The sequence below is a fragment of the Kitasatospora sp. NPDC093550 genome (genome assembly GCF_044764985.1).
Taxonomy (GTDB): Bacteria; Actinomycetota; Actinomycetes; order Streptomycetales; family Streptomycetaceae; genus Kitasatospora.
In genome coordinates, this window is record NZ_JBIWJF010000022.1 from 24,266 (window position 1) to 38,773 (window position 14,508).

The window sequence follows — 14,508 nt, forward strand, 5'->3', positions numbered from 1 at the left end:
GGGGCTCTTCTACTGCTGTACTCCGCCCGGTCGCAGGGCCGGCTGAGCACCACGGAGGTCGTGGTCCGGCAACGCTGCCGGGCGGAGGGCCTCCGACTCATACCCCGGTGCTCCCACACCGGGGTCTCAGTCGCTTACTTGCTCGCGAGTTCCTTGTCGGCGGCCGGCTTGGCGGCCTCGACGGGCTTGGTGGGCGGGGTGACCTCCTGGATCGGAAGCTGCGGCTTCTCCATCTGGGAGAGGCCGACCATCTCGCGCTTCAGGAACATCGCGAGGGTCCAGTCGGTGAAGACGCGGACCTTGCGGTTGAAGGTCGGCACCATCGCGCCGTGGTACAGGCGGTGGAACCACCAGGCCGGACGGCCCTTCAGCTTGTACTTGCCGAAGAGGATCGCCACGCCCTTGTGGAGGCCGAGACCGGCGACCGCACCCAGGTTCTTGTGCTTGTACTCCTTCTGCGGGAAGCCCCGCATGCCGGAGATCACGTTGTCGCCGAGGACGACGGCCTGGCGGCAGGCGTGCTGCGCGTTCGGCGGGCACCAGGCGCCCTCGCCGGCGGCGAGGTCCGGCACCTGGGCGTTGTCGCCGGCGGCCCAGACGTAGTCGAAGCCCTGGACCTGCAGGGTCGGCGCGGTGTCGACGTGGCCTCGCGGGCCCAGCGGCAGGCCGAAGTCGGCCAGCACCGGGTTGGGCTTCACGCCGGCCGTCCACACGATGGTGGAGGCGTCCATCTCCATGCCGTTCTTCAGCATGACGTGGCCGTCGACGCAGGAGTCCATGGAGGTCTCGATGTAGACCTCGATGTTGCGCTCTTCGAGCTTCTCCTTGGTCCACAGACCGAGGTCCGGGCCCATCTCCGGCAGGATGCGGTTCGCGGCCTCGACGACCACGAAGCGCATGTCGTCGCGGCTGACGGTCCGGTACAGCTTGGACGCGTCGCGCGCCATGTCCTCGATCTCGGCGATCGTCTCGATGCCGGCGAAGCCACCGCCGATGACGACGAAGGTCAGGGCCTTGCGGCGGACCTCCGGGTCCGTGGTGGACTCGGCCTTGTCGAGCTGGGCCATGACGTGGTTGCGGAGGCCGATGGCCTCCTCGACCGTCTTCATGCCGATGCCGTTCTCCGCCAGACCCGGGATCGGGAAGGTGCGGGAGACCGAGCCGGTCGCGACGACCAGGTACTCGAAGGGCAGCTCGTAGCTGTCGCCGGCCGCGGGCTGGATGGTGGCGACCTTGCGGGCGTGGTCGATGCCGGTGACGGACCCGGTCAGCACCTCCGCCTGCTTGAGGGCGCTGCGCAGCGGCGCGACGAGGTTGCGGGGCGCGACGTTGCCGCCGGCCGCCTCGGGGAGGAAGGGCAGGTACGTCATGTACGACCGCGGGTCGACGACCGTGACGGTCGCTTCGCCGTAGCGCATCTTCTTGAGGATGCGCATCGCGGCATACAGGCCGACGTAACCACCGCCGACAATGAGGATGCGAGGACGCTCCGTGGTGCTCATATCCGAAAGTATCCAGCACCGTCCGGAGCAGCCTTCGTGAGCCCGGTCACAAGCTCACGGACCCCCCGTGCTACACTGCGCGGCCACAACTCCGGGCCGGATGTTCACCTTCACACCCCCCGGCGACCCCCCGTGACCGTGCACCGGGGCACCACCCCGTTGAGCAGCAACGATCCGTACAGGGCCCGGGTTCCCGCATGTGATTTCGATTTTCAAACCTCGAACGAGCCCTGGCCTGCGATCCAGCGGGCCCCATACCCGACGGGCCTTCGGTCCCACAATTCGGACGTAGCGGGCGGGGCGGTACGACGAATGACCGGATCGCCATGTGAAGAAATTCACGAACTTTTCCGCACGCGCCCGGGCGCGTCCCGGCCCCGGCTCCCCGAAAGGGGTGCCGGGGCCGGTCGGGTAAGCCCTGCAAGGCCTCAGCGGGCGATACCCCAGGCGATGCCGTCCAGGATGTCGTGCTCGCTCACGACCACCTCCGCGGCGCCGGTGCGCTCCATGATCTCCAGCAGCTCCAGCGCCCCGGCCGCGATCACGTCGACCCGGCCCGGGTGCATCGACGGGATCGCCCCGCGCTCGGCGTGCGTCGCGGCCAGCAGCTCGTGGGCGATCTCGGCGACCCGCTCCCGGCTGATCCGGGAGTGGTGGATCGCCGCCGAGTCGTAGTCCGGCAGGTCCTGGGCGATCGCGGACACCGTCGTGACCGTCCCGGCCAGGCCCACCAGGGTGGCCGCGCCGGTCAGCGGGACGACCTCCTCGGCCTTGTCCAGCTCGGCCCGCACGTGCGCCCTGGCCTCGGCGATCTGCTCCGCGGAGGGCAGTTCGGCGCCGCCGAAGTGCCGCTCGGTGAGCCGCACGCAACCGATGTCCACCGAGCGCGCCGCCTGGACGTCGTCCGTCCCGAGCACGAACTCGGTCGAGCCGCCGCCCAGGTCGAACACCAGGTACGGACCGGGGAACCGATCGCCGGTCAGCTCCTTGGTGGCACCCAGGAAGGACAGTCGCGCCTCCTCCTCGCCGCTCACCACCTCCGGCTCGACGCCCAGGATGTCGTGCACGCCCTTGGCGTACTCGTCGCTGTTCTCGGCGTCCCGGGAGGCGCTGGTGGCGACGAAGCGGACCCGCTCCGGGCCGACGCCGAAGCCGGAGATGATCTCCTGGTACTCCCGGCAGGCCGCGAAGGTGCGGGCCAGCGCGTCCGGGTGCAGCCGGCCGGTCCGGTCCACGCCCTGGCCCAGCCGGTTGACGATCATCCGGCGGTCGAGGTCGGTGATCTCGCCGGTCTCCGGGTCCAGGTCGGCGACCAGCAGCCGGATCGAGTTGGTGCCGCAGTCGATCGCGGCCACACGGGTCATGGTCACCGCGACTCCCGCTGCCCGTCGTCCGTCGCCGTGCCGTCCTCGCCGGTCTCCTCCGCGGCGCGCTTCTTGGCGGCGCGCTCGGCGGCCTTCTGCTGCTTGGCGGCGATCACGGCCTCGTGGTCCTGCTCCTTGGCGCGGTTGCGGGCGACCCGCTCACCGGCCGCCTCGACCTCGGCCGGGGAGACGCAGGGGCCCTTGGCCCACCAGTCCTCCAGCATGCCGATCGCCTCGTCGCCGAGCGGGTTGACGCCCTCGCCGGCCGCCAGCGAGTGGCCGACCAGCACGTGCAGGCACTTCACCCGGTCCGGCATGCCACCGGCGCTCGGGAAGCCCTCCAGCACCTCGATCGCGTCGCGGCGGGCGATGTAGTCCTCGTGCGCCTTCTGGTAGGCGGCGGCCAGCTCCGGGTCCTCGGCGAGCCGGGCGGTCTGCTCCTTCATGACGCCGTCCGCCTCCAGGGTGCCGATCAGCGAGGCGGCCTTGGGGCAGGTCAGGTAGTACAGCGTCGGGAACGGCGTGCCGTCCGGCAGCCGGGGGGCCGTCTCCACGACGTCCGGGTTGCCGCAGGGGCAGCGGTGCGCCACGCCGCGCAGGCCGCGCGGCACCCGGCCGAGCTGGGCGGCGATGGCCGCGACGTCGGCGTCGGAGACGGCGGGGTGGTTCTCAGTGGTCATGGGGGGAGGTGTCTCCAACGGGGGACGGTGGGAGCGGAAGGGGGTGGGCGGGGGCCTGCGCGGCCGCGTCGGCGGCGTCGACCGAGTCCCAGATGCTGCTGTACCAGGGCTTGGCGGCCCTCGCCTGGCCGGTGGCCGCACCGGTGGCGGGGGCGCCGGCGGCGGACGAGGAGGGCTTGGCGGAGTCCTGCCCGGCCGGGTCCACCGCGATGTACGGGGTCTCCCCCGGCACCGCGTAGTGCAGCCGGGCGCGCGCCTGCGCCTTGACGTACTCCGGGTCCTGCCAGCGGGCCTTCTCCCGGCGCAGCTGCTCGACCTGCTGGCGCGCGTGGTCGGCCTTCGCCCGCTGGGCGGAGATCTCGGCGCGCTGGGAGATGAACTGCCGCGTCGGGTAGGCGAGGATCGCCACCAGCGAGCAGAGCACCAGGACGAGGACGGTCGCCCGGCTCGTGAACCGAGGCCGGGCCGCCAAGCCCGGGATCCTCCAGCCTGCCATCTCCGGTATCCCCTCCTGGTCGCGACGGTGCCCCGCCGTCCACCCTACGGGGTGAACGGCGGGGCACCGGTCAGGCTTGCGCTACTCGCGGGTGCTCAGCCCTCGTGCTCGCCGCGCTTGCCGGTCCGCGGAGCGACCGTGCGCACTACTCCGCGGAGCGGAAGCGCGGGAAGGCGCCGCGGCCGGCGTACTCGGCGGCGTCGTCGAGGATCTCCTCGATGCGCAGCAGCTGGTTGTACTTGGCGACGCGCTCGGAGCGGGCCGGGGCACCGGTCTTGATCTGGCCGCAGTTGGTGGCGACGGCCAGGTCGGCGATGGTGACGTCCTCGGTCTCGCCGGAGCGGTGCGACATCATGCAGCGGTAGCCGTTGCGCTGGGCCAGCTCGACGGCGTCCAGGGTCTCGGTCAGCGAGCCGATCTGGTTCACCTTCACCAGCAGCGCGTTGGCGGTGCCGGTCTCGATGCCCTTGGCCAGGCGGGCCGGGTTGGTGACGAACAGGTCGTCGCCGACCAGCTGGACCTTGTCGCCCAGCTTGTCGGTCATGGCCTTCCAGCCGTCCCAGTCCGACTCGTCCAGCGGGTCCTCGATGGAGACCAGCGGGTAGGCGGCGACCAGCCCGGCGTAGTACTCGATGAGCTCGGCGGAGGAGAGCGCCTTGCCCTCGAACTGGTAGGCACCGTCCTTGTAGAACTCGGAGGCGGCGACGTCCAGGGCCAGCGCGATGTCCCGGCCGGGCACATAGCCGGCCTTCTGGATGGCCTCGGTGATCAGGTCCAGGGCCTCGCGGTTGCTGTCCAGGTTCGGCGCGAAGCCGCCCTCGTCGCCGAGGCCGGTGGACAGGCCGCGCTCCTTCAGCACGCCCTTGAGGGTGTGGTAGACCTCGACGCCCCAACGGACGGCCTCGGAGAAGGACTCCGCGCCGATCGGGGCGATCATGAACTCCTGGATGTCGACGTTGGAATCCGCGTGCGAGCCGCCGTTGAGGATGTTCATCATCGGGACCGGCAGGAGGTGCGCGTTCGGGCCGCCCAGGTAGCGGAACAGCGGCAGGTCGCTGGCCTCGGAGGCGGCGTGCGCGACGGCCAGCGAGACGCCCAGGATGGCGTTGGCGCCGAGCGAGGACTTGTCCGGGGTGGCGTCCAGGTCGAGCATGGCCTGGTCGATCAGGCGCTGCTCGGTGGCGTCGTAGCCGACCAGCTCCGGGCCGATCTGCTCGATGACGGCCAGGACGGCCTTTTCCACGCCCTTGCCGAAGTAGCGGTTCTTGTCGCCGTCGCGCAGCTCCAGCGCCTCGAAGGCGCCGGTGGAGGCACCCGACGGGACAGCGGCACGACCCGTGCTGCCGTCGTCGAGGCCGACCTCGACCTCGACCGTGGGGTTGCCGCGGGAGTCGAGGATCTCACGGGCTACGACGACATCGATGGACGGCACGAGGCATCTCCTTGCGGAAGCAGGGTCCGGCTGACGGTGGTGCTGTCGGCAGGACGATTGCGGAGTCGTTACGGACCAGAGCCTAACCGCCCGGGCTCCCGGGGCCACCTCCGCCTCGGTCCCGTCTCAGCGTGTGGCCCCGCTACCCACCGGTAGTTCACCTGCTTGTCCCACCTTGTCCCACCGGGGCGGGCGAATGCGGACGAAGGGGACCGGTACGACCGGCCCCCACCGCGCCGGGTGTGGCGGCTCAGCCGAGGTGCAGCACCTGGCCGGGCAGGATCAGGTCCGGGTCGCCGCCGACGGTGGAGCGGTTCTGCTCGTACAGCGCGTGCCAGCCGCCGGACACGCCCTGGGCGGCGGCGATGGTCGACAGCGTGTCACCGGCGCGGACGGTGTAGTCGTGGCCGCTCTGCGCGGACGGGGCCGGCTGCGCGGGGCGCGGGGCCGCGTGCTTGGGGACGTACTGCTGCGCCGACTGCTCGACGGGCTTCTCGGCCCGCTGGGGCGCGGCGTGCTTCGGGCCCTGCTTCTGGGCGGGCTTGGCCTCGGGCTTCTGGGCCGGCTTCTCCACCGGCTTCTGGGCCTGCCGCTTGGGCGTCTGCTGCTGCGGGGCGGACTGCGGCTTGGCGTCCGAGGAGGTGTCGACCGACGCCGGGGCGCCGCCCTTGGTCAGACCGGCCTTCTTGGAGCAGACCGGCCAGGCGCCGGGGCCCTGCGAGGCGAGCACCTTCTCGGCGATCGCGATCTGCTGGCCCTTGCTGGCCTGGTGGGCCTGCGGCGCGTAGGCGGTGCCGCCGTACGCCTTCCAGGTGCTGGAGGTGAACTGCAGGCCTCCGTAGAAGCCGTTGCCGGTGTTGATGCTCCAGTTGCCGCCGCTCTCGCACTGGGCGACGGAGTCCCAGGTGGAGGCCGGGGCGGCGGAGGCGCCGGTGGCGGTGAGGAGCGGCAGCGCGAGTCCGACGCCGGCCACCCCGGCGACGGCGATGGCCTTCTCGGCCTGGGTGCGACGACGATGACGGCCAGTTCCAACGAACAGCATGAAGAGGTCCCTCTCCGCACGCCTGCGAGGTGAGCTGTCGGGTTCGGACCGGGAGGTGGCCCGGCCGCCGTACGCGGAATCGATTCCGCCCGGGCGGCTTCACCCCAAGCCGTGGGGACGGCAACAAACCTGGGTCCCCCGCCCCTGCCCAGGGTTCTGGTCGGTTTCCCGTGACGCGGCGGGCAGGATTCGGCGTTCCGCGCACGAGGTCCGCAGCTGCGAACTCCAGGGAGAGTAGACAGATCCTCAGACCAATCACAAGCTCATATCACCGATATCACACAGAAATTACGGCGCGTGTCCGATCGCCTACCAACGGCGTCGCTATGTCCGGATTGATGGGTGTTCACACCCCCGCCGAGGGCCGCCCGGCGACGTTCCGTCAGCGCGTCGCCCGGCGCCGCGCCCGTTACCGCCGATGCGTCAAGGGCGCGGAACGGCGCGCGGAGGCGTGTGTGGGGAGCGGCTCTCCGGACTGAATTCCACCGGGAGTTCCCGCAGGCCACGCATGATCAGGCCACCCCGCCAGCGCAGATTCTCGGGGCTTTCCGCGAGCCGCAGATCGGGCAGCCGGGAAAGCAGTGTGGCCAGCGCGGCCTGCCCCTCCAAGCGGGCCAGCGGGGCGCCGATGCAGTAGTGGATGCCGTGCCCGAAACCCAGGTGGGGATTGTCCGTTCGGGCCAGGTCCAGGGTGTTCTCGTCGGCGAACCGGGCCGGGTCACGGTCGGCGGCCGCCAGCACCACCAGCACCGGATCGCCGACCGGGATGTCCACCCCGCCGATCGACAGCGGCTGCGTCGCGAACCGCCAGGTCGCCAGTTCCACCGGACCGTCGTAGCGCAGGAGTTCCTCGATCCCCGTCTCCAGCAGCGCACTCTCCCCGCGCGCCACCGACTCCTGCAGCAGCCGGCGCTGCTCCGGGTTACGCAGCAGCGCGTACGTCCCGTTGCCGATGAGGTTCACGGTCGTCTCGAAACCGGCGAACAGGAGGATGAAGGCCATCGCGGCGGCCTCGTTCTCGGTCAGGTGCTCGCCGTGGTCGCTCGCCCGGATCAGGCCCGAGATCAGGTCGTCCCCGAGGTCGGCACGCTTGCGGTGGATCAGCTCCAGCAGGTACGCCCGCATCCGCTTCACCGCCCGCCCCACGCCGCCGCGTTGGCCGCCGCCATGTCGGATCATCATCCCGGCCCAGTCGCGGAAGTCGTCCTGGTCCTCGGTGGGCACGCCCAGCATGTCGCAGATCGCGTAGATGGGGAGCGGGAAGGCGAACTCGTGGATCAGGTCCGCCGAGCCGCGCTGCGCGAAGCCGTCGATCAGCCGGTCGGTGAGCTGCTGCACCCGCGGCTCGAACTCCGCCACCCGGCGCGGGGTGAACGCCTTCGACACCAGTCGGCGCAGCCGGGTGTGGTCCGGCGGGTCGATGTTCAGCAGGTGGGTCATCAGGTCCGCCTGCCGCTCCCCCGGGATGCCCACCCGGCCGGTGCGGTGCGCCTGCTCGCTGTGGTGCGCCGGGTTCTTCGACAGCCGGCTGTCCGCGAGCGCCTGCCGGGCGTCCGCGTACCTGGTCACCAGCCACGCCTCGACGCCGCTCGGCAGCGTGGTGCGGTGCACCGGGGCGTGCTCCCGCAGCCACGCGTAGGCGGGGTACGGATCGGCGGCGAACTCCCAGGTGAACAGCTCCGGGGCGGGGGCGTCGGGCTGCGCGGCGGAGGGTCGGGCGGAGGCGTCGGACGGGGCGGCGGCGGGCCGGGCGGGGTCGGGCTGAGCTGGCATGGGACGACCGTATCCGGTGGGTGCGCGACCCCCGTCCGTCGGCGGCCGCGACCCCCGTGTCAACGGCGTGCGACCGGCGCGCCAACGCTCCGTGGACGACCCGTGGCCGGTTCGTGGACGGCCCGTGGCCGGGTCTTGGACAGCTCTTGGCCGGACACCGGGCGTGAGCCTGGTCACCTGAGGGGTAATCCCTGTTGCGGAGGGTCAGGACGTGCCTACGATCCTCCGCAGTACGCGTGGGCGCCGGTGCGGTGTCGCCCACAGGGAGGAGCAGACCATGCGGGTCAGCGGGTCAGTCGTCGTCATCGCGGTACTCGACGGCGGGTCGGGCGCCGACCTCGCCCGCCGGTTCGCCGCGGCCGGCACCGCCGGAATGCTGATCGCCGACCAGCACGTCGGGGTCGCCGAGGACCTCGCCGCCGAACTCGACCGGCCCGGCTGCCCCGTCGTCGGCGTCTCCGGCGACATCCGCCGCCCCAGCGACGTCGCCGCCCTCGTCGACACCGCGGAGAAGCACCTCGGACCGATCGACCTGTTCGCCGTCGCCGGCCCGACCGGCGAGCGGATCATCTCCCTCGCCGACCTGCCCGACCACCTCGACCTGGAGCGCCTCGCCGAACTCGTCGTCCTGGTCGGCGAGGCGATCGCGGAGGTCGTCCCGCCGCAGCGGCGCCCGGTCGAGCACACCGCCACGGCGGCCTGAGGGCCCGCCGCCCGCCTGTCGGTCGGTCGGTCTGTCTGTCTGCCTGCCTGTTGTCTGCCTGTCCGCCGGCTGCGGTCCGCTGCCCGGTTAGGCCTCGTCCGGCCTGAGGCGCTCGGCCGGCTTGAGGCCCTCGGCCGCGCGCACCGAATCCCGGTAGCCGCGCGCGGCCGAGCGCAGCGCCGCGTCCACGTCCACCCCGGCGTCGTGCGCCCGCTGCGCCACCGCGAGCAGCAGCCGGCCCGCCGACTGCGCGGTCAGCTCGGCCGGCAGCTCGTACGGCTCGTCCGGCACTCCCGTGAAGCCGGCGCGGCGCACCCGCGACACCAGCTTCGCCGCGTACGCCAACGAGGGCAGCCCGGCCGGCACGCCGTCCAGCACCGACTCGCGGTCCGCCTTCTCCGCGGCCTTCAGCTGCTCCCAGTTCGCCTCCACCTCGGCGGCGCCCCCGGCCTCGACGTCCCCGAACACGTGCGGGTGCCGGTACACCAGCTTCTCGACGATGTCGCCGGCCACGTCGTCGACCGTGAACGGCTCGGTCGGGTGCTCCTCGGCGATCCGGGCGTGGAAGAACACCTGGAGCAGCACGTCGCCCAACTCCTCGCGCAGCGTCTCCCGGTCCCCCTCCTCGATCGCCTCGACCAGCTCGTACGCCTCCTCGACCAGGTACTTCACCAGGCTCTCGTGCGTCTGCTCGGCGTCCCACGGGCAGCCGCCCGGCGAGCGGAGCCGGTCCATCACCGTCACCAGGTCCAGCAGCCGCGACCCCGGCAGGTCGTACGAGCCCGGCAGCACCTCGATCTCCGGCACCTCGCCGGCCCGCTCCACCGCGAGCCGCGCCAGCGCGTCGGTCAGCCCCGGGTCCCCGTCCGGGCTGCCCAGCCACACCGTCGGGCCGGCCCCGGCCGGCTGCTCGGTCAGCAGCCGCGCCAGCGCGGGCGCCGACCCGGCGTCCACGGCCTCGACCCCCACCCCGGCCTGCCGCACCGCCGCCACCTGCGGATGCCCCTCGTCCCCCACCAGCACCCGCCCCGCCGACCGCAACGCCTCCCACGCCGGCCAGGCCAGCAACCCGGGGGCCACCCGGTGGGTGGTGGTCAGCAGGATCAACTTCGCGCCGGGAACATTCGTCGTCACACCCCCGAACCTACCCGCCCGCCCCCGGCACCGGAGGTCGAGGCCCGGACGGAAGCCCGCCGCGCGGAGGGCCGAACCCGCCGTCTTCCTGCTCCCCGGGGGCCGGGGGGCCAGCAGGAGGCCCGGCGAGCCACCCGACGGGGCCGGGACGGGTGGGGCTGCGACGGGCTCACCGGCCGACGGGCCCTGCCCGGAACGCGGCAACGGCGGCCCCGGGCCGGAGCCCGGGACCGCCGTGGACCGCCGTGGACCGCCCGGGGACGGTGCTACTTCTTCGCCCCCGCCAGGTCGTCGAACATGGCCGACAGGAACTCCCGGCACCAGCCCAGCAGTTCCCGGCCGACCAGCGGCTTGCCGCCGATCCGCCCGGTGCTCGGCCGTGGCACCAGCAGCTGCTGGGCCGCCGCCTTGACCTGGCTGCGCGGGTAGAGCCGGTTCAGCCGCAGCTGCTGGGACTCCCGCAGCTCCACCGGCCCGAAGCGGACGTTGGAGCCCTGCAGGGTGATGTCCGAGATGCCGCACCGCCGGGCGTACAGCCGCAGCGCGGCGACCAGCAGCAGGTTCTCCACCGGCTCGGGCAACTTGCCGTAGCGGTCCACGAGTTCGTCGCGGACCTGCTTGATGTCGTCCTCCGAGTTGACCGCCGCGATCGAGCGGTACGCCTGCAGTCGCAGCCGCTCGCCGGGCGCGTAGTCGTGCGGCACGTGCGCGTCGACCGGCAGCTCGATCTTCACCTCCAGCGGCTCCTCCTCCGGCTCCCCGCCGCTCGCCAGGGACTCGCGGAACTCGGCCACCGCCTCGCCGACCATCCGCATGTAGAGGTCGAAGCCGACGCCCGCGATGTGCCCGGACTGCTCGCCGCCGAGCAGGTTGCCGGCGCCGCGGATCTCCAGGTCCTTCATCGCGACGTACATGCCGGCGCCCATCTCGGTGTGCTGGGCGATGGTGGCCAGGCGCTCGTGCGCGGTCTCGGTGAGCGGCTTCTCCGGCGGGTACAGCATGTACGCGTATCCGCGCTCGCGGCCGCGCCCGACCCGGCCGCGCAGCTGGTGCAGCTGGGAGAGGCCGAAGGTGTCACCGCGCTCGACGATCAGGGTGTTGGCGTTGGAGATGTCGATGCCGGACTCCACGATCGTGGTCGACACCAGGACGTCGAACTCCTTCTCCCAGAAGTCGACGACGACCTTCTCCAGCTGGGTCTCCCCCATCTGCCCGTGCGCGGTGGCGATCCGCGCCTCGGGCACCAGGTCCTTCAGCCTTGCGGCCGCCTTGTCGATCGACTCCACCCGGTTGTGGATGTAGAACACCTGGCCCTCGCGCAGGAGTTCACGCCGGATCGCGGCCGAGATCTGCTTCTCGTCGTACGGTCCGACGAAGGTCAGCACCGGGTGCCGCTCCTCCGGCGGGGTGGTGATGGTGGACATCTCCCGGATGCCGGTGACCGCCATCTCCAGGGTGCGCGGGATCGGGGTCGCGGACATGGTGAGCACGTCCACGTTGGCGCGCAGCTTCTTCAGCTGCTCCTTGTGCTCGACGCCGAACCGCTGCTCCTCGTCCACGATGACCAGGCCGAGGTCCTTGAACCTGGTCTCCGAGGAGAACAGCCGGTGGGTGCCGATGACGACGTCCACCGAGCCCTCGAACAGCCCCTCCAGGACGGCCTTGGCCTCGCTGTCGGTCTGGAAGCGGGACAGCGCCTTCACCGTCACCGGGAAGTTGGCGTACCGCTCGGCGAAGGTCGAGAAGTGCTGCTGCACCAGCAGCGTGGTCGGCACCAGCACCGCCACCTGCTTGCCGTCCTGGACGGCCTTGAAGGCGGCCCGTACGGCGATCTCGGTCTTGCCGTAGCCGACGTCGCCGCAGATCAGCCGGTCCATCGGGACGGACTTCTCCATGTCGGACTTGACCTCGGCGATGGTGGTCAGCTGGTCCGGGGTCTCCGCGTACGGGAAGGCGTCCTCCAGCTCGCGCTGCCACGGGGTGTCCGGGCCGAAGGTGTGGCCGGGGGCGGCCATCCGCGCCGAGTACAGCTTGATCAGGTCGGCGGCGATCTCCTTGACCGCCTTCTTGGCCCGCTGCTTGGTCTTCGCCCAGTCCGCGCCGCCGAGCCGGTGCAGCGTCGGGGCCTCGCCGCCGACGTACTTGGTGACCTGGTCGAGCTGGTCGGTCGGCACGAACAGCCGGTCGCCGGGGTGGCCGCGCTTGGCCGGGGCGTACTCCAGCACCAGGTACTCACGGGTGGCGCCCTGGACCGTGCGCTGCACCATCTCCACGTACTTGCCGACGCCGTGCGCCTCGTGGACGACGTAGTCGCCGGCGACGAGCGCCAGCGGGTCGATGGCGTTGCGGCGGCGCGAGGGCATCCGGCGCATGTCCTTGGTGGAGGACTTCTGGCCGGACAGGTCGGTCTCGGTGATGACGGTGAGCTTCAGCGCCTCGTCCACGAAGCCGTGCTCGATCGAGCCGCAGGAGACGTAGACGACGTCCCGGGTGGGCGCCTCGGCGAGGTCGGCGACCAGGCGGGCCGGGATGCCCTCGTTGCCCAGCACCTCGGCGAGCCGTGAGGCCGGCCCGTGGCCCTCGGTCACCATGACCACCCGCCAGTCGGCGGCCAGCCGCTCCTTGGCGTCGGCGATCGCCCGGGCGGTGTCGCCCCGGTAGGCCTCGACGGCGTGCATGCCGAGGGTCAGCGTGTTGGCGTCGAACTCCAGGATGCCGTCCACCGTCGACTCGCTGGTCGCGAACGGGCTGACGGACCACCAGGGCAGTCCGATCTCGTCGGCGTGCTCGCGCACCTCGGCGAGCGAGCGCAGCGAGGCGGCGGAGACGTCGATCGCCTCCAGGTCGATCGGCCGGTCCCCGCCGGCCGCGGCCGCGACCCAGGAGGCGTGCAGGAACTCCTGGCTGGTCGCCACCAGGTCGGCGGCCCGGGTCCGGACCCGCTCCGGGTCGCAGACCACCGTGACGGAGCCGAGCGGCAGCACGTCGAGCAGCAGCTCCATGTCGTCCACCAGCACCGGTGCCAGCGACTCCATGCCCTCGACCGCGATGCCCTCGGCGATCTTGTCCAGGATCTCGGCCAGCCCCGGGTGCTCGGCGGCCAGCTCGGCGGCCCGCGCCCGCACCTCGTCGGTGAGCAGCAGTTCGCGACAGGGCGGCGCCCACAGGCCGTGCTCGGCGATCTCCAGCGAGCGCTGGTCGGCGACCTTGAAGTACCGGATCTCCTCGACCTCGTCGCCCCAGAACTCCACCCGCAGCGGGTGCTCCTCGGTCGGTGGGAAGACGTCCAGGATGCCGCCGCGGACGGCGAACTCGCCGCGCTTCTCGACCAGTTCGACCCGGGCGTAGGCGGCTGCGGCGAGCCGGCGGGCCACCTCCTCCAGGTCGTGGGACTCCCCGCGCCGCACCGCCACCGGCTCCAGCTCGGCCAGCCCCTTGACCTGCGGCTGCAGCACCGAGCGGACCGGGGCGACGACCACCTGGACCGGCCCGGCCGCCGGGTCGTCCGCCCGCGGGTGCACGATCCGGCGCAGTACGGCCAGCCGGCGGCCGACGGTGTCCGAGCGGGGCGACAGCCGCTCGTGCGGCAGGGTCTCCCAGGCCGGGTACTCGGCGACGGCGTCGGGGGGCAGCAGCGAGCGCAGCGAGGCGGCCAGGTCCTCGGCCTCCCGGCCGGTCGCGGTGACGGCGAGCACCGGGCGGCCCCGGTCCCCGGCGGCCTGCCCGGCGAGCGCCCGGGCCAGCGCGGCGATGGCGAAGGGCCTGGCGGCGGGCGGTCCGACCAGGTCCAGGTGGCGGCGTCCGCCGGCCGCGGCTCCGGTGGCGGTGGCCGCCTCGATCGCCTCGGCGAGCGCCGCGTCCCGCGCGACGACATCGAGCAGTCCGGTCAGGCTCATCTGGGGTCTCTTCTTCGTCCCGTGGCTGGAGCTGCCCCCGGGCGGCGAGGGCCGCCAGGGCAACGCGAACGGCCCGGCACGCCGAGCGGCCGGGGGTCTCCAGCCTACGCCGCGGCACGGACAGGCACGCGGCGTACGGCCCCGGCGGGGCCGGGCGAGGACGGACCGCCGTCCGCGCCCCGCCGGTGACACGTCCGCGCCGCGCCCTCGGCGGGCACGGATCCCCGTCCGGAGCGGGGACGAACCACTGGACGGAACACCGGACCGACCGGTGGACGAACCAGCCAGCCGCGGGGGCCGGTCCGGGCACGGCTATCCGCCACGAACTGGACATACTCCTGTCACTGGCCGTCCATGGAGATCGCGCACCATGGTGGACGTGCCCGTCGCACCCAACCGTGGGGGATGGCTGTGGCGGCACTGTCGCACCCCCGATGGGGGTCGGAGGTGCGAGGCCGGGCGACCCTGGGTGGGGGCGCCCGCCCA

General features: G+C 72.4%; 9 protein-coding genes, 1 pseudogene and 1 riboswitch. Of the genes and pseudogenes, 1 reads left to right on the forward strand and 9 read right to left on the reverse strand.

Features of this window, described 5'->3' with window-relative positions; all coding sequences use genetic code 11:
- Positions 1–134 precede the first annotated feature (134 nt).
- The 7 genes and pseudogenes from ACIRD3_RS29295 to ACIRD3_RS29325 all read right to left on the reverse strand — a co-directional run bounded on the left by ACIRD3_RS29295 (position 135) and on the right by ACIRD3_RS29325 (position 8,289).
- The gene (locus ACIRD3_RS29295) at positions 135–1,502 is read right to left on the reverse strand and encodes an NAD(P)/FAD-dependent oxidoreductase (protein WP_402222629.1); all 1,368 of its coding nucleotides are present in this window, start codon (positions 1,500–1,502) and stop codon (positions 135–137) included.
- A 428-nt stretch (positions 1,503–1,930) separates the two neighbouring features.
- Complete coding sequence (locus tag ACIRD3_RS29300) at positions 1,931–2,866, reverse strand: exopolyphosphatase (RefSeq protein WP_402222803.1); 936 nt, start codon at positions 2,864–2,866, stop codon at positions 1,931–1,933.
- A 158-nt stretch (positions 2,867–3,024) separates the two neighbouring features.
- Positions 3,025–3,564, reverse strand: a pseudogene (locus ACIRD3_RS29305) (DUF501 domain-containing protein); the annotation flags it as partial.
- Positions 3,536–4,018, reverse strand: a complete 483-nt coding sequence (locus tag ACIRD3_RS29310; RefSeq protein WP_402222632.1) for a septum formation initiator family protein — start codon at positions 4,016–4,018, stop codon at positions 3,536–3,538. The gene ACIRD3_RS29310 and the pseudogene ACIRD3_RS29305, both read right to left, overlap by 29 nt.
- 169 nt (positions 4,019–4,187) lie before the next feature.
- Positions 4,188–5,474 (reverse strand): phosphopyruvate hydratase, encoded by a 1,287-nt coding sequence (gene eno, locus ACIRD3_RS29315; protein WP_402222635.1) that lies wholly within the window; start codon positions 5,472–5,474, stop codon positions 4,188–4,190.
- Positions 5,475–5,724: 250 nt separating this feature from the next.
- Complete coding sequence (locus ACIRD3_RS29320; RefSeq protein WP_402222638.1) at positions 5,725–6,516, reverse strand: transglycosylase family protein; 792 nt, start codon at positions 6,514–6,516, stop codon at positions 5,725–5,727.
- A gap of 5 nt (positions 6,517–6,521) precedes the next feature.
- Positions 6,522–6,688: riboswitch (cyclic di-AMP (ydaO/yuaA leader) on the reverse strand.
- Between the two features lie 251 nt (positions 6,689–6,939).
- A complete protein-coding gene (locus ACIRD3_RS29325) occupies positions 6,940–8,289 on the reverse strand; it encodes a cytochrome P450 (RefSeq protein WP_402222640.1) in 1,350 nt (449 codons plus the stop codon).
- Positions 8,290–8,566: 277 nt separating this feature from the next.
- Here ACIRD3_RS29325 and ACIRD3_RS29330 point away from each other — a divergent pair, with 277 nt between their 5' ends.
- Positions 8,567–8,992 carry an SDR family NAD(P)-dependent oxidoreductase gene (locus ACIRD3_RS29330; protein WP_402222643.1) on the forward strand — a complete coding sequence of 142 codons (426 nt, stop codon included), beginning with the start codon at positions 8,567–8,569 and terminating at the stop codon, positions 8,990–8,992.
- An 87-nt stretch (positions 8,993–9,079) separates the two neighbouring features.
- Here ACIRD3_RS29330 and ACIRD3_RS29335 read toward each other — a convergent pair whose 3' ends face one another.
- Together ACIRD3_RS29335 and mfd are read right to left on the reverse strand one after the other, a co-directional pair.
- The gene (locus ACIRD3_RS29335; RefSeq protein WP_402222645.1) at positions 9,080–10,126 is read right to left on the reverse strand and encodes a MazG family protein; all 1,047 of its coding nucleotides are present in this window, start codon (positions 10,124–10,126) and stop codon (positions 9,080–9,082) included.
- Between the two features lie 266 nt (positions 10,127–10,392).
- Entirely contained in the window at positions 10,393–14,022 is a 3,630-nt protein-coding gene (mfd, locus tag ACIRD3_RS29340; protein ID WP_402222648.1) for a transcription-repair coupling factor, read from the reverse strand.
- Positions 14,023–14,508 lie beyond the last annotated feature (486 nt).

Bases quoted from the DNA above. Each gene is read 5' to 3' on its own strand.
- ACIRD3_RS29295 (WP_402222629.1), bottom strand. From the start codon at position 1,502: ATGAGCACCACGGAGCGTCCTCGCATCCTCATTGTCGGCGGTGGTTAC.
- ACIRD3_RS29325 (WP_402222640.1), bottom strand. From the start codon at position 8,289: ATGCCAGCTCAGCCCGACCCCGCCCGGCCCGCCGCCGCCCCGTCCGAC.
- mfd (WP_402222648.1), bottom strand. From the start codon at position 14,022: ATGAGCCTGACCGGACTGCTCGATGTCGTCGCGCGGGACGCGGCGCTC.
- ACIRD3_RS29330 (WP_402222643.1), top strand. From the start codon at position 8,567: ATGCGGGTCAGCGGGTCAGTCGTCGTCATCGCGGTACTCGACGGCGGG.
- ACIRD3_RS29320 (WP_402222638.1), bottom strand. From the start codon at position 6,516: ATGCTGTTCGTTGGAACTGGCCGTCATCGTCGTCGCACCCAGGCCGAG.
- ACIRD3_RS29300 (WP_402222803.1), bottom strand. From the start codon at position 2,866: ATGACCCGTGTGGCCGCGATCGACTGCGGCACCAACTCGATCCGGCTG.